Origin of the sequence: Dawidia soli (genome assembly GCF_018598185.1) — a bacterium.
GTDB lineage: Bacteria > Bacteroidota > Bacteroidia > Cytophagales > Cyclobacteriaceae > Ohtaekwangia > Ohtaekwangia soli.
The window spans coordinates 1-20,255 of record NZ_JAHESC010000077.1 but is presented as its reverse complement, the minus strand read 5'-3'; the positions used below and the strand labels follow the sequence as shown (position 1 = coordinate 20,255).

The 20,255-nt window shown below is 47.0% G+C and carries 13 protein-coding genes; 4 read left to right on the top strand and 9 right to left on the bottom strand.

Annotation, left to right across the window (positions count from 1 at the left end; all coding sequences use genetic code 11):
* Positions 1-847 precede the first annotated feature (847 nt).
* Together KK078_RS29110 and KK078_RS29105 are read left to right on the top strand one after the other, a co-directional pair.
* The gene (locus tag KK078_RS29110; protein WP_254094318.1) at positions 848-7,102 is read left to right on the top strand and encodes a hypothetical protein; all 6,255 of its coding nucleotides are present in this window, start codon (positions 848-850) and stop codon (positions 7,100-7,102) included.
* On the top strand, positions 7,071-7,817 hold the full coding sequence (locus KK078_RS29105) for a hypothetical protein (protein WP_254094316.1): 747 nt from the start codon (positions 7,071-7,073) through the stop codon (positions 7,815-7,817). Before KK078_RS29110 ends, KK078_RS29105 begins: the two co-directional genes overlap by 32 nt.
* 67 nt (positions 7,818-7,884) lie before the next feature.
* On the opposite strand, the gene KK078_RS29100 is transcribed toward KK078_RS29105, so the two are convergent.
* A complete protein-coding gene (locus KK078_RS29100) occupies positions 7,885-8,079 on the bottom strand; it encodes a hypothetical protein (RefSeq protein ID WP_254094314.1) in 195 nt (64 codons plus the stop codon).
* Between the two features lie 875 nt (positions 8,080-8,954).
* Between KK078_RS29100 and KK078_RS29095 the strand changes: the two genes are divergently transcribed.
* A complete protein-coding gene (locus tag KK078_RS29095) occupies positions 8,955-11,018 on the top strand; it encodes a KAP family P-loop NTPase fold protein (protein WP_254094312.1) in 2,064 nt (687 codons plus the stop codon).
* A gap of 26 nt (positions 11,019-11,044) precedes the next feature.
* Here KK078_RS29095 and KK078_RS29090 read toward each other — a convergent pair whose 3' ends face one another.
* Entirely contained in the window at positions 11,045-11,779 is a 735-nt protein-coding gene (locus KK078_RS29090) for a hypothetical protein (protein WP_254094310.1), read from the bottom strand.
* Positions 11,780-12,103: 324 nt separating this feature from the next.
* On the bottom strand, positions 12,104-13,924 hold the full coding sequence (locus KK078_RS29085) for a DUF4365 domain-containing protein (RefSeq protein WP_254094308.1): 1,821 nt from the start codon (positions 13,922-13,924) through the stop codon (positions 12,104-12,106).
* Between the two features lie 381 nt (positions 13,925-14,305).
* Here KK078_RS29085 and KK078_RS30900 point away from each other — a divergent pair, with 381 nt between their 5' ends.
* Positions 14,306-14,482 (top strand): four helix bundle protein, encoded by a 177-nt coding sequence (locus KK078_RS30900; RefSeq protein WP_394370600.1) that lies wholly within the window; start codon positions 14,306-14,308, stop codon positions 14,480-14,482.
* A gap of 134 nt (positions 14,483-14,616) precedes the next feature.
* Here KK078_RS30900 and KK078_RS29080 read toward each other — a convergent pair whose 3' ends face one another.
* The 6 genes from KK078_RS29080 to KK078_RS29055 form a co-directional block, all read right to left on the bottom strand.
* Positions 14,617-15,711, bottom strand: coding sequence for a hypothetical protein (locus KK078_RS29080; RefSeq protein WP_254094306.1), 1,095 nt, complete (start codon positions 15,709-15,711; stop codon positions 14,617-14,619).
* Positions 15,712-15,723: 12 nt separating this feature from the next.
* Positions 15,724-17,052, bottom strand: a complete 1,329-nt coding sequence (locus KK078_RS29075) for a hypothetical protein (protein WP_254094298.1) — start codon at positions 17,050-17,052, stop codon at positions 15,724-15,726.
* A 383-nt stretch (positions 17,053-17,435) separates the two neighbouring features.
* Positions 17,436-18,062 carry a hypothetical protein gene (locus KK078_RS29070; protein ID WP_254094296.1) on the bottom strand — a complete coding sequence of 209 codons (627 nt, stop codon included), beginning with the start codon at positions 18,060-18,062 and terminating at the stop codon, positions 17,436-17,438.
* A 79-nt stretch (positions 18,063-18,141) separates the two neighbouring features.
* Entirely contained in the window at positions 18,142-18,720 is a 579-nt protein-coding gene (locus tag KK078_RS29065; RefSeq protein ID WP_254094294.1) for a Crp/Fnr family transcriptional regulator, read from the bottom strand.
* 42 nt (positions 18,721-18,762) lie between these two features.
* Positions 18,763-19,458, bottom strand: coding sequence for a hypothetical protein (locus KK078_RS29060; RefSeq protein WP_254094292.1), 696 nt, complete (start codon positions 19,456-19,458; stop codon positions 18,763-18,765).
* 60 nt (positions 19,459-19,518) lie between these two features.
* Positions 19,519-20,255: response regulator (locus tag KK078_RS29055; protein ID WP_254094290.1), on the bottom strand; the 737-nt coding region annotated here is incomplete at its 5' end.

The window sequence follows — 20,255 nt, the reverse complement described above, 5'->3', positions numbered from 1 at the left end:
ATCTTCGGAGAGAGATGCAAAATATAGTCCCTTTACGCAGTTCGTTAGACGCTTACACACTTTGCTGGGCACTGTCAAGTAATAATAGATCTACGAATAGCTTCGTAACTATTTGTCGGCACTTTTAGGACGTTGATTATCGATCAAAACCTTCAAATCATGCAATTTTCGACATTCTTCCAAGAATTTGGGTTCGATATTTGGCTCGTAGGGTCTACAAGCATCAAAAAGCCTGAAATTATAGCAATTTCAGGCTTTTTTGTTCGATAATAATCGTAACCAGTTTCCACAATCGACGACATTTCGTCTAAAAGCGGAGTCAACAACGTAGTGGCCATACAACACTGGCTGACTGATACCTATGGCCTCACGGATATTGTCCCAGTCCCAAAGTCCGTCCTGCTATTGATACGAGTCCTTTGGTCTTTCCGAATCTTGCCGATTCGATAAATGGAGACTATCAATTAGCGCTTCTGTTCCGATAAGTATAAACTTTGATCGATGACACTCTCTTCATTGATAATACCTTTTATGCTTTTCATTGATACTGCCACTTATAAAATCTCCTGCTACTTTAAAGAAGTGGTATTATGCTTATGTGCGGCAACGAGCTGTTATACTTGTTGCCTGTGATGAGTACAATGCATCGGAGAGCCAAAAATTACCAGCTAATGATCCAAAACAAACGTTTGCATGGCTGAAAATGTTATATTTGAAGTTGTTAATGAGGACTACGGCTGAAGTAAGTTTGTCAGCGGTGCTAACTCGCAACGTTTATGGAAAGGCTTATGTTAGTCTGTTATTGAAGTAAAGGTTATAGTCATGCTAAATCTTTGGGATTAACTATATGTCGAATGATCTGGTGGCCTATTCTCGGGCAGGCGACGTTTTTCATTATCGCTGGGCGGCACGGCGTTGCTTGCACCTCATCTATCCGAATTCCAAATTAACTGAAATAGCCGTCGAGGGATCCGCGGAATCTCAAATGGAGGGTGAGTATGTAATCGATGTTGCGGAGTACTATCTCGACGCGGTCAATAAACGCATCGACTACTATCAGCTAAAACATACCACGGTTCGACAGGACCAGCATTTCACGCTAAGCAATTTCAAAGATACTTTCGAGGGGTTCTCCAGACGCTTTGTTCAGCACAGGCAGCAGTCGCCCGGTCCTGCGTCTGTTTCGTTCACCATCCTTACCAACAGAAAGATATCAGATAATTTTAAGACGAATATATCAGACATTGCGGCGGGTATGTCAGCCGAACCGGACTTTATCCGGGTGTTGACGAGCTATGTAAATTTGGCCCCGGACGAATTGAAGTTATTCTGTCAAAGTTTAAGATTTGAAGATAGTGAGGGTGACTATAACGTACAGAAACAAGAGCTGCGCGCAGAGATAGCACAACTTGTTGCAGGGTCTATTGACAACGCTCAGATCACTAACCTAATTGAATTGGTTGTTGAGAAAGTGCTCCCGCATACCAATAACAAGATTACGCGTGAGGACGTACTGAAGCGATTTGGGATTACGTCGGAACGAGATCTTTATCCAGCGCCGCCGGAGTTAGGAAAGCTGGAGAACGTTATTGTACGGGCGCAGCATGCTGGAGTGATTACTGATATTCTAGCATCCCCATATACCAGAATTATCCATGCACCTGGAGGGGTGGGCAAGACGGTCTTTTGCCAGCAGTTCATCGAGTTTCTCCCCAAGGGATCGTTGGGTATTATCTATGATTGCTTCGGCTCAGGTAAATATAGAAATCCGAGTGGACCCCGGCACCGGCATCGGGATGCCCTGGTTCAAATAGGAAATGAGTTGGCCGCAAAGGGCCTCTGTGACCCGATACTGATTCAAGACAGTACGCTGGATGAGAAAATTATACGGATGTTCCTGGATAGGCTGCGTGTAGCCTGTACTTCGTTACGGAAGCTGACAAGTGACGCGCAACTGATCATCATTGTCGACGCTGCCGACAATGCAGAAATGGCTGCTGCAGAACTTGGGACACGATGTTTCGCCCGGGAGCTGCTGAGAGAGCAAATGCCAGAAGGCTGTAAGCTTGTGATGTTGTGCAGACCGGAACGCATAAACCTTCTCCAGCCACCCAGTTCTGTGGTGACGTCCGAGCTACATCCGTTTTCGGGTATAGAGACCACTGAACATCTCAGGAAATGGTTTGCGCAGGCATCTGACTATGATGGCACGGAGTTTCATAGATTGACGGGTGGAAACCCGCGTGTGCAAGCCAATGCATTGCATGCCAGTTATGCCACCGTTAGTGACTTGCTGTCGTCACTCGGGCCGGCTGGTACCACAGTTGAAGCACAGATAGAAATGCAATTGAAAGCAGCTGTTTCAAAAATTAAAGACCTTTACCCCAGTGACTTTTACGATCCGATTGAATCAATTTGTTTGGGTCTGGCAAGTCTTTCACCTTATATACCTATTACTGTACTTGCGGAAGCGGCTGGCGTGCAGGCCGCACACGTGAGAAGTTTTGTAGCGGACATTGGTCGCGCACTTTGGATTTCGGACAGTTCGGTTCAGTTCCGGGACGAACCCACGGAGACCTGGTTTCGGAAGACTTATTTGGCGCAGACGAGCGACTACGAGAAGTATATCGTGAGGTTGGAGCCCCTGGCGACCACGTCGTCATATGTAGCGGAGGTTCTTCCGCAGTTGTATTTGCAGGCCGGCCAATACCCAAAGCTTATAGAGATAGCGCTTTCTGACAGGTATCTGCCGGAGAATAACCCCATCGATGCCAGGACAATTCGCGTGTACCGCCTTCAGTTCGCGTTTAAGGCTGCACTGAGGTCTAGGCAATACAAAGATGCGATTCAGCTTGCCATGAGGGCAGGGGAGGAGGTTGCGGGGAATCAGCGTCAGTTGTCGCTATTGAAAGGTAATATTGATCTCATCACGACGCTTCAGAGTAACGAAAAAGTACAAGAGTTTGCCTTTAAGCGGATGCTGGCAAGCGGCTGGATAGGATCGGAGAATATATACTCGGCTTCTCTGCTATCAAGTATCCCAGATTATCATGGTGAGGCCCGAGGATATTTGCGAGCGGCTCAGAACTGGCTCAGGCTGTACTTTGAGGAAGTTGACGCCCGACCTGATCGAAATCACCATGATGATCTGCTCAATGATAGGGACATCCTGGAAATGGCCTATGCAGCTTTGAATATTCAAGGTGTGGTCGCTTGTGTCCGTTTCATTTCTGGTTTCAAACAGACGGAGGCAATATATCGGGTAATAAGTCTCTTGATTAGAAGATTGGTCGATCTGGGGCGGTTCGCCGAAGTCGATCAACTGGCTGAGCGGGCTAAAACACAGGTATATTTTGTACTTGCGTTAAACGACGAGCTCCAGAAAATCGGCAGGCGCCCGGAAAGATCGGTGGTAGCGTCATGCCTGATCTTGCTTTGTAGTAAAAGAACCAGGATAGATAAAACCAACCCGGATAGGATAAATAGTAGCCTGAATTCCGCAATTGCCTCCCTAGTGGAATCCTGCTGTTTCTATAAGTTGGAAGAGAACGAGATTCTTCGTGTGCTAAATCACTACATCCCCATACAAGCGTCTCATTCCGTTGGAAGTCGGCATTTTGGAGAGCAACGGACCGAGTACCTCAGGGCGATGGCCATACGTTCGTTGTTTTCTCGACAAGCGGTTCTCGATTTTGATTCAATGCTTCCGTCAAATTTGAAACGAGATAAGCCGGATCACCATATCGGGTCTCAGATCAAAGAATTTAAAGAGGTCGTCTCCGCTTTGTTTCCCTATTTTCAGTTGCTTGCAAAATTGATCTTCGATCCCGACCTGAACGTGGTGAATGAAATTGATAAAGTTATCGAAGAATCGAGAAAAGTGCGGCAGCACAGGTATTCAAGCCGGGATATGATTCCGAGGGAAATATCTAGTGTGCTATCCACGATCTTGATCCTGAATGGCAAAGCTGAGCCGGCATCGATTGGATTGTTCTATGACAGGTTGCTTGCGACGGACCAGGATTTTAACGTATACGGCAGGCTAAACCTGCTGAGAGCAGCTTACCGCGCCGCTCACCTTGCAGAGCTCAAAGACCGATTGGAGACGTCTACCCATAAGAGTGTGGAGGATATGCAGGAGGATGAAGTAGAGATGATCTCCGGTCGCTATATATCGCTTTGCCGTGCGGTGCTGATTTCATCTCCTAATGACGCGGCTGCCTATTTTGATGAAGCCATCACCATTGCGTCTAAGTTCGGCGACGAAATCGTAGATCGATGGGAGGCCGTGGTTTCGCTGGGTGAACGTGCTGCTGCGAATGGAGGCACGTCAAATGAACTTGCCTATCGGTTTATACGATGCGCGGAAGCGGTCGGAACCCTATCGCGCGAAAAACATTGGGATCGGGCTGGAGCGATGGCAGTCTGTGCGCAGATGTCTCCTGGAATTGCTTTCGCTGCATTAAGTCGTATGCGTGATCGCCATGTCGCTCGTTTTGAATTACAGTTGAAGTCGCTATTGAGCACACTTTTGGGCACTGGTAAAATTTCAGCCGCTATGGGGTGGGCCATGATCCGATTCCTGGAGACACACTATGAGCCGGGCTTCTTGTCACTGTGTCTGGACGCAACAGCTTCCAGCGAAGTGAAGGAAGCAATTCTTAGCGACGCCGTACGTCTCTTGCAGCTTGAGGGTGCGACTGCCGAGTGTTGGTTGAAAATACATAAAATTGCTGTTGATCACAACCTTAATAACGATGGGCTAGATGCAATTATTTCAGCAGTAAAAAGGCCACAGCCCACCACCGAACAGGATCGTAAAGATGAGCAAATGAGTGACACAACGGTGGAGCTAAAGTGGGACGATGTTTTCCTGCAGGATGACATTGCGTCGATTGCAGGTTTCCAGAGGATCTTTGCTCGATTCAGGAATCGTCCGAAAGCCCCGAATTGGACACAAACTACCCACGTGCTTTTGTCGCAATGCCTTTTCAGGCTGCCGGAAGCAAGAATTCCTGATTTTCTTGACGTCTTGTTGGAAAATGAATGGATCGGTCGATATGACTTTCAACAATTTGTGGAAACCATTCCACAGGCATGGCGGACGAGAGCGGGGTTCCGGAGACTCTGGCCTGGATTACTGATCAAAGCGGGGCGTCGTTTTGCGCCTGACCTGGCGATTCGGTATGGGTTTCGTTCGTTTTCCGAATCGATTCTGGTTGACGCACAAGAGATAGACAAGCTTAAGGAGGGCGTGGTTTCGGGACTGGCAGACGGTTTTGATCTGGCAAGTGCGGATATGTTCTTCGGATTTTCGACCATGGCATCGACGTTGGTATCCGCCCAACAGGCCGCCGAACTGCTGGATTTCTCAGTGAGTCGTTTTGAAATTCACATCAATGACTCACTAGGTGACGGTCCCTGGCAATATTGGCTGGATGTTCCAGACGATGTCAATAACGCTGTTGGAGGATTTCTTTGGTCGGCGTTAGGATCTCCAAGGGCCACCGAGCGATGGAATGCGGTTCACTGCGTACGGATGTTGGCGGAATTCAAATGCGAGGCGGTATTCGACGCTTTGGTTGGATGGTTTGAGAGCGACGGCGCGGGCGCATTTGGCGCCCGGTCATATTCTTTTTATAGTTTGCATGCCAGACTGTACGCGCTCGTGGCTTTTTCGCGTATTTCGCTTACTCTACCGGCTATGCTTATGAAACATAGCCAACTTTTTGTGCTGTACGCGCTGAAGTACACCCACGTTCTTGTTCAATACTATGCTGGGAAGACGATCGAAAACATTGAGAAATTCGCCCCTGGTACATATGCGCCGAATGTTCTCGAGGCGGTTCGGAATCTGGGGGTTGGTAGCCTATCTGATCACGAAGTGGCGTATAGCTTTCAGACGGACAGTTTCTGGCACCAATCCGGCAACATAGATGGTACGCTTGAGTATAATTTTGCGTGGGACTTTGATCAGTATTGGTTTGCCCCCCTCGGCAGAGTATTCGGTGTTCCGATGAACCAGATCGAAGAATTGGCGACGGAAGTAATACGTAAGGACTGGAGAGCTGGTCATAGCGGCAATTATAACGACGACCCAAGACGCGACCTTTGGAATCGTGCGAGTAACGAACGAGAAACCGGACACGACAAATCCGGTTACCCGCAGACCGATGACCTTAGTTTTTATTTTTCGTACCATGCGCTGATGGTTGTCGCAGCTAAGCTAATAAGGCAAATGCCGATTCTTCTCAGGAATGACGGATGTGAGAATCCATGGCAGGATTGGTTAGCGGATCATTTGCTGAGTTTGCCGGATGGCAAGTGGCTTGCAGATCACCGAGGCCCAGTCCCTCTAAATCGGCCGGAGTGGGTGTTGAATGAAAATATGGATAGGATGGTTTGGAAATCGTCCATTAAAGAGGGTGATTTCTTAGCAATATTGAAAGATAGCGGAAGTGGTGATTCTCTCGACGTTGTGGTGAAGGGTGGCTGGAGCGAGAGGAAGCGTGAAAAAATCGAGAGCTTCAGGATCTCGTCGGCGTTGGTTTCGAAGGAAACATCTAATGCGTTAATGATGGCGCTCGCTAATTGTTCCGATCCGAGCGACTTTAAACTGCCTGATTATGATGAAGACAATATGGAAATCGATTCAGAGTCATTCTTTTTAAAGGGATGGATCGATGATTGGTCGGCATCGAAGGGACCATACGAGAATGATCCGTACGCTGAGGAGCTCGCTTTTCCACCGTTCTCGCTCGGGAAATCCTACAGAGATAGATTAAATCTTGTTGAAGAGCCGGATGGGTATTCGACCCGGCACAACGAGAGTAACCAGGTTGTGTTGCGCTGTGATACTTGGAGCAGTGAGAAATCCGATAGAGACGAGCATCCTGACCAGGAAGGGATGGTGCTGCGGGCGAACCTAGATTTCTTGCGGCAGCTGTGCGCAACCGTCGATTGCGATATTATATTCGAAGTTAGTATACAACGTGATGTTAGATTCAAGTACAACGAAGGTCAAAACGAGTATAGCCGCGGACAAAATAGAATATTTATACTATCTCAAGATGGAGAATTCAGAACAACGGAAACAAATTAGGGAACTTGGTAAACTGTTTGTCAAGGAATTGGATCTTGCCGACGGTGTAGATACCTTTTCGAAGTGGATGGCATACTACATTGCTGAGAAGATGAAGACGGCTGAGTCGCTGCCCCCGGGTGATGCTCGTGACGCTGCCGAGAAGGAATGTTTTGAAACGATCCTAAAGTTGTGGGCTCGGCGTGGAGATTTACCTGCCAGCGTAAGACCACTTAGGGAGTTTGAGCCGGTATTAAGGATTATCGAAAGGCTCGATCCTGACCATCACGATCCTTTTTTTTATCGTTCAACGGATGCTCAAATCCTTGAAGCGGAATCTAAAAACCCGGCTTATGACAAGATCAAAGAGGTTCTGGAGACCGTTTTGAAAATTGACAAGGTTGCGCGGATTTGGATAGAAACACTACTGCACGGGGCCGTCAAGTTATCGTCCAACGAAGAAACGAAAGCCTGGTTGGAAACTGCCGTCAATGTCGATGACCCGTACCAACTGCCTATGGTTGAATTCATTGTCGATCAAATCAGCGCTTCCAATGATGCTAATGTCGCTGAAAAGGCCAGGGATTATGAAGAAAAGCTAGTACGACAGAAAATCGAACAGATGAAGGAGTTTGAAAAGCTGAACGCTATAATTATTGCATATTTCCAGGACGCGATGTCTGAGGACGGAGCAGATTATGCAGCGTTGATAGATCGCATTAAACGGCGCGGCTAAATCCCGCTGGCTGGAGCAGTTCTGATTGTGTTAAGGTTCGCAGACTTTTAGCTCGTTGAGATAAGCATCACGGTTTTTCATATTGATCACCAGTCCTAATTATTGTTTCATCGCGAACTCCGATAATGACCTTTGAGAACGCGCGTATTGTTTCCAATGCAGCTTCTGCTTCTTTGTCGGTGAAATTTTCGAAACCCTCAAACGTGCGAAGCCATTCAATGGACATTTTCGGGTGAATATTTTCTTGTTCTGATCTGTTCATAAGCACTTTTTAAAAAGATCAAGTTGTGATGCTGGATAAAGTAAATAAATATTCAAAGCGCCGGTAAGTTGACTGGGCTGTTTTATTAAGTGTGATTGGCGTTCCTGAAGCGAGCAGAGTCGAAGATCGCCAACATTCAGCAGAAACGTTCAACATGTTGTCGGAATTTGGATGACAGAAGGGTAAGAAAGACCGGAATGAGTCAAAATGAACGCCAACTGGGCACCTCACTTAGCACAAGAGATGAGCTCAGTCAAGGTGAGGAACAATGACCTTATAAATGTATTCTGTATGTTTAAACGAGAAGTACGTTACAAACTTCTTAGGGACACATAGTTCGAATACTAAATTTGGCGGATACACTGTGTCGGTTAATTATTGTTGATGATGTTGAAACATGGGAAACATGCGCTGATAGTGTACTGGGTTTTCCATATTTCAATATCAACTATAAAGTTAGCTTCAGCCGGCCTTCTAACCAAATCGATAACTGCGACACTGTAAGGCCCAGTTCTTAAGGGGCTGAGTCCATTTCTTTCGGATATTCCCATAAGTCAAGTAAATCGACTTAAGCAGAGCCATATCCGAAGGAAATGCCCCCTTCGTTTTTGTTACCTTCCTGAGGTATCATGGAAGCCTTGTTCCTTCAGGAGACAATTACCGCGGCATACCTCTTACCCCATTTCTGATCGATGGCATTGAGCTGTTACTCAGCGAGATCTTTGGTAGTCGCTTGATAAACCTCTTTTTTACATCCACGGCGACGGATACTACGAATTATTTCGTATTATTTTTTCACGGGGAAAGAACCCAGTTCAAATGCGGCGAAATAATTGTATCTATACAGTTCGTACGTGTTAACGTTTTTTCCAACCATGTCCACCATTCGTAAGCCATTGCACACCGATAGCGTCTCGCATGCTGACAACGATGCACTCCAACGCTTGAAGTTCGCCACTGAAATCGCCGACAATATTTTGCACCACATCGCACACAGCAATGAAAGCATTGTGCTCGGCATACACGGTCCGTGGGGTAGTGGCAAATCAAACCTGCTGCACTTTATCAAAGATCGCATCCGAAAAGATGCATTGTTCGTGGAGCGGGTTGAACCGGTGCCGAAAAAAAAGACGCGCTGGGGAAGGAAAAAGGACGCACAGCCACCGGTGCAACCGAAGAAGAAGTTTTATGTATTGGAATTTAACCCGTGGATCTTTTCTGGTAAAGAACAATTGCACTTAGCCTTTCTCAACGAGTTTGCCTTAAAGGTTCAGAGCAGCGCGCAAGAGATTCGAAACTACATTGATAAAAATGTACAGAAATATCGCTGGGTTCAGGAAATGGGCTTGGCAGGTAAAGTGCTCGCAGGATTCTCGCAAATGTTTTCCGAGACCTCCGTGGATAATCTGAAAATCGAAACGAACAAAGTTTTGTTGGCCGAAGACACGCATGTGGTCGTGATCCTCGATGACATCGACAGGCTCACACCGTCGGAGATGCTCGAAGTTTTTCAGTTGATCAAGCTTAATGCGAATTTTGCCAATACCGTATTCGTGATTTCGTTCGATAAAAAAATTGTATCGCAGGCGATCAAGAATATTCTCGAATTTGATGGCGATGACTACCTTGAGAAGATTATCCAGGTCGACTACAGTCTTCCGGCAATACCCGACGAAACGCTGGAAGAGTTGTTCATCTCCATGTTGGGTGAAACACTCGGACCGGATTCAGATTTTGAGACGGGCAGCCTGAACATTGCGTGGCTCATGCATGGACTACGGTACTACTTTCGGAACATGCGCGATTTGAAACGCTACTTTAATAGCCTCGCCTTCCGCCTGCCCGCCATCCGCGAACACATCGACCTACATGATTTTATTTTAATCGAAGCGATCCGGTTATTCGATTTTGCGTCCTACGAAATGATTCGTGACCACTACAAAGAATCGCTTCAGTTTGCCGAGCGTCGTTACCATGCGGACGCGTTATATGAATTGCCGGACGGAACGCGAGAGTTGTATGCTTACTTGTTCACCAACGGTCGTAACATAGGGTTGTCGGCCGGTCGAAAATTTCCCATCCATGATCCGGAGTTTTTCGATCGGTATTTCACGTTTAGCGTATCCAAGCAGGACGTTCACGAAAAACAGTTTCAAGACTTTACGTTGCATCCGCCCGCGCGTTCCGGAATGGTCAAAACATTGGTGCGGGATGGAAAGATCGACTTTCTTTTAGGACGCATCGTGTCCAAAGGTAAAGACATGAAGGTGGTAGATGTTTCCGATGCCCTAACGTCGCTGATACGCGTTTGGTCTGATTTTCGGGACGAGTTCCCGCAGCATTGGCGTACGGTGTGGGATGCGGTAAAGGCACTCCTGACGACAATACCTGACCAGAACGCAGCGTATAAAATGCTATTCGACGAGATCATGATCTCAACGTCTGAGTTAAGTCCCGCACGATTCGTTTTCCATTATGTATTGCTGGAGAATATTTATCAAGATGATGAAAAGAACATTGACCCGCAGCTTGGTCCGGTCAAGGAGTTGTTGATGGAAAACAAGAAGAGATTGGAAGTGAAATTTTTGCAACAACTCGAAAGCACCTACTCCCAGTTTTTCTTTCATAACACACATCATCCGCTGTATAGCCGAATCTTCTTTCCGAGTCTCGCGCGCTTAAATCCAACGAAGTATACGGAGCAGCTTAGCAATTTGCTCTCCAACAATGACGAGACGTCATTCATTGATTTTTTAAAGCTGGCGATTTTTGTTGATCCAAAAGAGAAAACGATCTCCGGAATCGATCGCGTGTTTTTAAAGAAGACGATTATACAGGAACTGGAACCGCGGTTTGAAGAGAAGTTGATGAAACTGAATCCCAATGTGCTTTCCGAGGGTGATGGTATGATCGTGAAATACATGCAACAACATTATTGATAAAACGAATCACCTGAGTAAGACGATCACGGCGTGGCCGCGCTGCGGCGCAGGGCTATCGCTGCGTCTGCTTCTTGAAGCAAGGCCGTGAAATATTTGCCCAGTGTGTTAAGTAGTTCCAGCAGGAAATCACGCCATCTAAAATCGAGTTGTTCCCTCCCGAGTACGGATGCAATGGTGACATGTGGAACCGTGGAAAGCCGTTGCTTTAAAGTTACACTGAGTGTTTGGTCAAAGAGGTTGTGCGCCAATACATTTCGGATTTGTTTGTACACGCGCACGCGATCAACATACTGATCGGACTTGGAAGTTGTGCTGCCCAGTTCCGTCACCAGGTAATGACGAAGCTTTTCCAGGTCCCCTGGCACAGGCATATCGGATGGATCAACACGCGTTTGAAGTTCCGTCTTGATATACACGCAGACAGTTTTAAGTTTGGCTTCCAGTACCGATAGCGCCGCCATCATGCTGGCACTGTTCACAATGAATTCAAGCTGTGTGTTTGACGTTGCAAGGTCATCGTAATAGTGTGCAATGTACTGGGCTTTGACATATTCCGGGTCGGTCGAATGGGTGAGGTATTCGTCATTGGCAACATGGTACCGAAGACGCTCCTGTTTTTGTGTGATCAATTCGTGATGGTGATTGACTACATTTTTTAATACGCCAAGATTTTCGTGAAAGTCGTAGTCCAGGTAGGCGGCGTCTTCCCACGTGTAATTCGGGACGTTCGAAAAGTCGATGAGCGATTCACTTGACATGTTCAATGAGTAGGATCGGTTGGCAGGTAAATGAAAAAAGGCCGGAAGTGATACCTCGGGCTCTCCAATGAAAACTTTGATCTGTATTATTCACGGTGTTAACTCGCTATTCGAATGTAGGTAAATGACGGCGCACCGTCAAGACATAGTAGCGTATTTTTCAGCTGAATATTTTAGTGCGATTTCGGTACGTACTCGGATGAACGGTATCCCTTTGCTTCGCAGGCATCATACTCCTGCACAAGTGCCTTAGGGTGGATGGGTTGAGTCATAATTAAATCCAACAATTATGGAAACAGTCGTTTTGCAGGTTGTAGAGATGAATTACCACGTTGCGTGCTTTTTGAAATAGTCTTTGAGCTTTCCTAATACTGTCCTGCGAATAAGTTCATAGGTCGGTGCAGGGGCCAGTATGTATTTGAGATGATGAACTTTGTAACCCCGGACGGCATACTGCTCACCCATTAGGGAGAGCGTCGTATTGACTTTAATGGGATGGGGTACATCGTTCAATTCTTGAACACCAGCCATGTGATAAAATGACATTGCTTGTCCCGGCGATTCGCCGCGAAGATAATAGTGGCATGCGACATAACTCCATTCGTTTTTACTGAAGGAGAATGTAGCCAGAAATGGTCCTGCTTCGTTAGGTGATAAGGCAAGATCATGCATGAGCAGCGGGAAGTGTTCCTGTAGATACTTCGCGTAGATTCGACTAAAATTTTCCCGGTGAAGTTGATAGTTTGCGAGGAGCGTCTGCTTTTCTTCCAGCGTCCAATCTCGCGGGTCTCGGTTCTTGAGTCTCGGTGTCCAGATCTTGTATTGACGTACGGCCATCGGTTTTCCAGTAGCACGCAGCAAGTCTATAAAATAATAAATCAAGTCCATATCGAAGTCCGAAGCTGTCATGACCACTTCAACTGGTGCGACGATTTCGTCTCTAACCTGTTGTTCGGCAGCCTCAATGGCTTTTTGCCAATTTGCTTCCGACATGTTGATATACTGACCAACATCACGCGTCGATTCCCGCACATTCTCTGCCCAACCCTGTGCGTGCCCCTCCAGCATCGGGAACACATACCGCAGCCGGTACTCTAAGGACGCCAGGTCGTAGGCGGCCGAATGCCTGGTAATCGCTAGGTATTCGGAGTGGGTGTCGATGAAGTCGATCAGGTATTCATGTGCCAGGAACTCGTCGTCAACTTTGAAATCGGTTTGATCAATTGTTTTGATTACATCGTCCTCAACCAAATGTAGTGCGTAAGACTTGTAGCGGGTGAGTAGATTGTCAGGTGATGTCGTGGCCGTCATCAACCAGTTTGAGAATGACCATTTGCTAAATTCATCATCGTACACAGCAAACTCTTCAGCACTGAGTGTTTTGACGAGTGTTTGTACCGTGTTCAAGCGGACTGGGTAGAGAATGAAGCGAGCGTATTCATGGTTCAGCGTCACAACGCCGATACCAATTTTCCAAAAGTCAAGATAGTGCGCGGCTTTCACCGCCGGAAACAATCGGTCCCACACAAAATTGAGTTCGTCTACGAAACGGTACACACTTTTTAAGATGGCTTGTGGAAGGTTTGCCGGTGTATGGAGTTTGGATTCGAGTAGTTCAAGAGTGGCAAGCCGATCCGCGTACTCATCCGCTTGGTGAACCGCTCTCCCATGCGACTCAATGATCGTCCGCCATTGCGTAAGGTAAGTCGGATTGTTTAGGGCAATCACATTCTCAGGCGGAAAAGGAACGCTGATTGTTTCGCCCTTCAGTTTTTGTAAGAAAGTATCGGCGACTTTTCGATTAACATGCAGCCAAAAAACAGACTGAGTAGCATGATCCACAACAATCAGAAATACCGGGAGGTTTGCCGTACGGCAGTAAGCAAGAAAGCTTTTTTCGCATTGATGTTTGGCAATACCGGTGGGACCGAGCTGAATGGTTTTTACCTGAACCTGGAATTTGCCGATCGGATAGCGGCCTTCATCCACTAGTTCGAGTACGCCATCAACGTTGGGGACTTTGTCATCGATTTTGGTTTCCCCTTTAACAAAGTAGTCGTCTAAGTGATACTCGAGAATCTTTTTGCTGCGGGCTTCCGGCGTAGAGGTGCTGGAGTAGGGGGCAGGTTTGATTTCGTCAGGCATGGGAAAGATTTACAACCAAGATACACGAATTGCATCAAGATGTGGATGTGTTTTTCTTCTACCTGATAAGTATCACTGCTTCGTATACAAGTTGTTTTAAATCAAGTAGATAGTCCAGTTTGAACGGAAACAGTGATCAGGTGCAATGTACCCGGCGGCCAAGAAGTCGGTTCGCACGTTTGCGTTTAAAAGAGACCAGAATAGGCTAAAATGGACGTGAATGGACCTTTAAGGTTAATTTTGGTAGAGATGCGAGATAAATGTATTTTCAATACTAAAGGAAATTAACGAACCTTAAAATCCTCGAATTTTTTAAATTCTTTGAGAATCTCGTTCGATAGCCGTAAACTTGAGACTACAAAAAACAGAGCGAGGAACAGTGTGAGAGCGAAGGCAAAACACATTCCTCGCTCTGTTTTTTTCTTCGCTCTCGCAACCAGCGATCAGCTTAGGCGCGCGGCATTCAGTGTCGTCTTAAACCTGACGGAAGGATCAGGCCGTTTCATCAAACCAGATCGAAAGAAATTTCTATGTCGCCGCTCGAAGCTCCATGTTTGAATGTGTCGCCATCTTAGTGTCCTGAAAGACGAGGCGGTCATTGATGAAGATACATTTGGTGGATTCTACGAGCGAGCCGACGAGTCGAACTCTGGTTCATGTGCCGCGACGGGTGCGATTTATTTCCAACGCTATCAAGGGTTGCCACCCGGCAAACTCCACTGCATAACAGTCAACCCTTTTTCCGTCGTCAGCGGCAGGATGACCGATCCGTTGCGCGTTACCTGCCAGTCCGTATAATGCGAAAGCGCGCCAGGCAACGCTGTATCGCCTGGTTTAAAGTGTGTCTGACTATCCGCTGTGACCTGCGTAACGGCGATGCCGTCGGCTTCACGACGAAAAGCGAAAAGGCTGTTGACTTGCTCGTCATATGCAAGATCCACAAGATGGTCGGTATACGTGATTGCGCCTTCCGGCGAGATCCTGTGCTGAGTGTCGTGATGATTTGTATAGATGTTCAGATGATAGTCGATGCCGTAGGCTGATTGAAGCGCGCTGTAGAGCGCTGAACTTCCTTCCATCAGGTGTTCAGGGCTTCCCTCATCCGGATATATAGCCAGGCCGTAGCGTTTTGCATGAGAAAGGAATACGGTCTTCACCAGACCGTTCTTGTGATTGCCGAAGACCTGAAGGTGCTCCAGGGGCGGCGTGATCAGCGGCTCCCGCAACGCACCGGTTTTTGGATCAATGCACACGAATTGTCCTGTGCTCTTTGTCGGGACGACAAGTATTTTGTCCTCCCATACGATCAGCTTTTGAAAAGCACCATCCAAAGACCTGCTAGTCGTGTTCGTGGTTGGCGTGTGCATTCCGACCGCGCTCCAGCGTACTGCCCCTTCCAGATCCAGTGCTGTCACCCGGTTATACCGGACGTTCTGCCTCACTAATATTTCCAGCAGCACGATCCGTCCGTAGCCTGCGCCGAAATCGATGATCTGTAAGTCAGCTTCATCGTCTGTCTGGCGTGGACTTGCAATTTTTTTTACAGGTTGCGAATTGTTGGCGCTATACAGGAGGATCTCCTCATTACTCTGTTCAGCCCGGGCGTTGCAAATGAATATATGATCCGCTTCGTCGAGCCGGATGCGAGGCCGGGCGCGGACCTTACGTGCCTCAGTTTCGCTAACTCTCGCCTTCGAAGAAGCCGCGACAAATTGGGGAAGAATGCCTTCCGGGCCCCAGGGGATATGTGTCAGAACTGAAAAGTGATTCGAGCGTGGATATGTCATGATCTTTGATAATTATCCCCAATTGGGGCTGAAGAAATCCACCGGCTCGTCTGCTCCCGCGGCCAGCAGGGCATCGACTGTTAGCCGTTGTAAATAATCATAGTTCGGCCTGTCCCACAGGCTGAATACTTCGGGAGAGTTTGCTACCTCCGTGCCCGTCGCCAGGGCCGTATGCTCTTCGGCGTCTTTGAACAACACGATGTCTCCTTTCAGCGGCTTGGGTGAGTGCACATCGTTCCGGTCGAATGTTCGCTGTACATTTCCTCCGCGAATGCGGGCGCGAAAATAATTGTTGATCCCCTCGCCGTTGACATCACCCCCCTGCAGGGCAATATCCCGGGCATACGCATCGTGCATATCCTGCCAGGTGAGATATCCCATCTTGTATGCGCTGAACATGACCACTTCCCAGCAATTCATGTTCCCGCCTACTGGATTTGGCTCCAGGTTGGTATTGTCCAGAATCCATCTTCCCATGGCGGTTCCCGTCAGCGGACCATTTTGTTGCCCCCATGTCAGATTCGTACCACCACTTATTTGCTGTAGTTCCTCGATTTTGTCCGCAGTGCCTACCTGCCGCCTCACATTGCTAATCAACTGCGCATTGATAGCGACGCCGTCGCCGATCTGACGCAGGATAATGGGCGCCCACGCGATCAGTTCGTCTACGTTGTTATGCAGCGGGAGTAATGCTTCCGCCTGACCCTGTGTATACCCAGCGCCTGTCAGCCGGGCGATGAGCCGATTGTATTTGACCCGCTTACAAATGAAATACCCGGCTACGCCGATGCCCACGATCAAGACGACGCCCAGTAGAATACCACCGATGATCAGGGCGGGAGAAGCGTATAGTTCGATCTTGATGTTCTTTGGGTCGCTGATGTCTACGGAAGTTTTACTAAGACCATATTTTTCTTTGAGCCGGGCCAGTTCTGCTTCCAACGCTTCTTCCGTGGCGCCGTCTAATTTATTGATGGATGCCAGTAACTCGTTACCGGCCATCTCTTTCCGTTTTTCGGGAGGCAGATTGGGAATATCTTTTTCCTCGATGTTCTCTGTTGGGCCGGGGTCAGGGCCTTGCGTAGGGGAGACTCCTTCCCCCTCCATTTGAACGGGAGGGGTGACGGAAAACGACCTTTGGTTAGCCAGATCCCGGAGAGCTTTCAGTTGCTTTGCATGCGTACTGCTATTCGCCATGGCCTGCCATCTTCGTTGTGCGATGGCTCCGGGGTGAAGATCCGGGAACTGAAGTGAAGGGTCACCGCCGCGCGCGTGCTGTGCAATGTCATGGGAAACGGACTGACTGGTATTCTCCTGTGGTTTCTCCGTACGGGTGTTCATAGAATGGTGGTTAACAGAATTGGGATTTAAACGCTAAACTGTTCGGTATATCTTTTTGGTCCAACTTTTTCTGCGTCGATAATTGACGATTTCAGGATGATCAATATACCGGGTTGTCTTCACATTTCCAACCCCTTTGGCTGATGTTACTCTCTTTTGGGGTAAGCTGGGCTCAGTAGGAGTTGTATTTTGACCATCTATTTGTAAGCGCATTTCGGCAGCTGTACATTGCGACTAAATACGCCTGGCATGGGACTGAAGATAAATAAACGAAACGTATGACGTCTATTATGACCCCTGATGATGAAATTACGCATGCATGAAGGAGATCCTGGGATGGCGGCCATTCCGAACGTATCTGGTTAGTTTTCTCGATAAGGATGCTAAAAGTTATACCCAAAATGAAGCCCGGGTTCATAACCAAAGTATTCAGGCCATTTACTTTCCTTTAATTCAAAAGATTGTGGTGTATTGGTTTTTATCGGCCAATGAGTCAAGCCAATAGATGGTTCTATAAAGAAACGGTTTTTAAATGGTTTAACCTGGTAGCCCAAACGGTAGGTTATAAATAATGTGTATCCATTTGCAATCTTTTTATTACTCTCATCATAATATTTTTGAAAAGCATTCATAGCATGAACGGCTGTGTATAGTCTTTTCCACCAAAAACGATTGTATGCTAATCCAATTACATTTTGGCGTACATACCCGGGATAGTTTTCTCCCGGTGCATCAAATGATTTCCCCCAAGGGATGCCTAGCGGAAAAGCAAACCTGGATCTTTTTAATTCTAAGAAAACAATATTTTTAGGTGTTATCCTATATCCAACATTTAATTGTATAAACTCAGGTGGATTCGGGTCATTGGGAATTAAATTTCCTAACATCAGGAATGTACTTCCAATAAAATACTTTTTATAAGTACTGTCTTGTTTGGCATCCTGAGCTTTGAGTTGTATTGTGCTTGCCATTAGTAAGACAAAACCAATGAATAAAATCTTCCTTTGCATTTCTTTTTATGTTAAACGATACTGCAAAAGTAGATTGGCGAGATACAACAACTCGTTCACTTAAGTTAAGAAACACGTTTTAGCTCTTTTTCTCAAGAATTCTTGCTCTTAATCTGCTTAATGATTGAGGTTTGATGCCTAAATAGCTCGCTAATTGGTGCTGTGGAACACGTTGAATAAGGTCCGGTCTTTTTTGTAGTAAGTTCAGGTATCGTTGTTCAGGAGAAGAGGTCTTGAACTCGTCAAAGTCTATTTGTTGTTTAGCTAAGAGTTCTTCGGATAACATTCTGCACATCGTTTCAAACTTTGGGAATTTGCTGTTTATTTCTAATTCCATATCAGAATTTGAAACCGTAAGAATACTGTCTTCTATACAACTTATATAATATTCTGACGGAGTTTTGCTTATTACACAAGGGGGTGTCAAAGCTTCCATTTCTGTGTAGAAAGCAGTGGTTTTTTCTTCACTATCTAAAACATAATATGTCCGAATACAGCCTTTTAGAACAAAGAAGCTGTCTTTCGATTTTTGTCCTTCTTTGAGTAGCGTAGTTCCCTTCTTAACAGAGCGGAATATATCTAACGAAAGTATTGCCTTCTTCTCATCTTCTGTCAGAGAAATGTATTTTGATATAAAGCCGAATAATAGATCTTGCATTGTTTTATGTTGTTGCTTTCGTTTTTTACACTTTCCGCCAATTCAGCAAATTATCAGTAATCTTTTCTGTCCAAATTCCTTCGGCGCGCGATGAAGACAGGGAGGTACCCGGCTTTCGGGATGATCGATGGCCAGCTTCCATAGATGACCAAGACCCAGGCTTATCGGGCGCGCGGTAGGTGTAGCTTGATAGTGCAGATCAAAGAAATGTTCACGCAGGAACGACTCAAAACCATCCGCTGGCCCACGGTATAGCTTTTTGAGCTTTTTACGTATTTCCGGGATAAGCACTTTCTGGATGCCCTGTGAGTTTGGCAATATTTCACTAGGCTGACCGTAATATGTACATAAAAAGGTATCGACTGGTAAAGGTGATCGATCTACGTGAAAAGAATAAACGTCGGTCGGGAAAAATGAGTGGGTATCATCCCGGTCGTAGTGGTTGATCACATTCAGGGTTGGCGATGCGCCATGAGCCTCCAACGCTTTCAGGTCATTTAAAAGGATTTCGCGGGCATATTCTCCCTGCTCACTTAATGGAAGCGCGCGAAGCTCCTCTTGTTCAACTGCCGTTATATTTCCGCTGAGCTCCACCTTGTTGACAATCTCAGAAAAATCGCCCGTCAGTTTGCGCGTCCAGCAGATGGCATTAACTTCCCCTTGAAACGGCGTGCAAACGAGATCCCGGAAATTTGTGACATACCGGATCTGATCCTCGGCATAAGATAGATCAATCATAACATGATAGCATCGCTATTACGGGTCTCAAGTATGCGATTCATAAAATCCTTAAAATTTTTACCTATTCCCCATGATACGCGTACGATCCGCTGGCAGCACCTGCTGTGAACGTGTACGCTTAAAATCCCGCAGGAACTCCTGGGTAGACTTGCCGGTAAGCGCTTTTAGTTTGCGGTGTAATTGGATACGGCTTAACCCTCTGGCCGTTGTCAACGCGTCTGCGTCGAATGTAGCCTCGGCGTAACGTTCTTCCAGGATCTCCAGCAAAGAATCCATAAAATCTATTTCCGGATCGGATGAGAATATATCCCGCGGTTGTGCGAGCTGGCGATTGAAGTCATGGTGCAGGTTCTCGCGTTGCGCAATAATGTTCTGTACCCGCTGGCGAAGCTCTTCGGGCGCGAAAGGTTTACTAATGTATTCGTCGGCATCGGCTTGAAGCCCTTGTGCCTTGTTCTCCTGTTCCGCATTCGCCGTCAGCATCACCACCGGAATATGGCTGGTGATCGTAGCATCGCGCAGCTTCTCACAAAAGTTCTGCGATGTCTCTATATCGGTAATGACAAGATCGGGCACTTGCGCTTGCGCCTTCTCCCATCCCGAGTTTTCGTTGTTGGCAACGATCGTCCGGAACTGTGTTTTTAAGGTCTTCTCCATCAGCGAGCGCATCGCCGCGTTATCCGCAATGACGAGCACAACGGGCTGTTCGCTGGTTTCATCGTCCTGTACGGCAAGCGCGGCTTCCCGCGTTGCCACTTCCGGTGGAACGTCTTTTGAGTCGGCTGGGCCAGGCC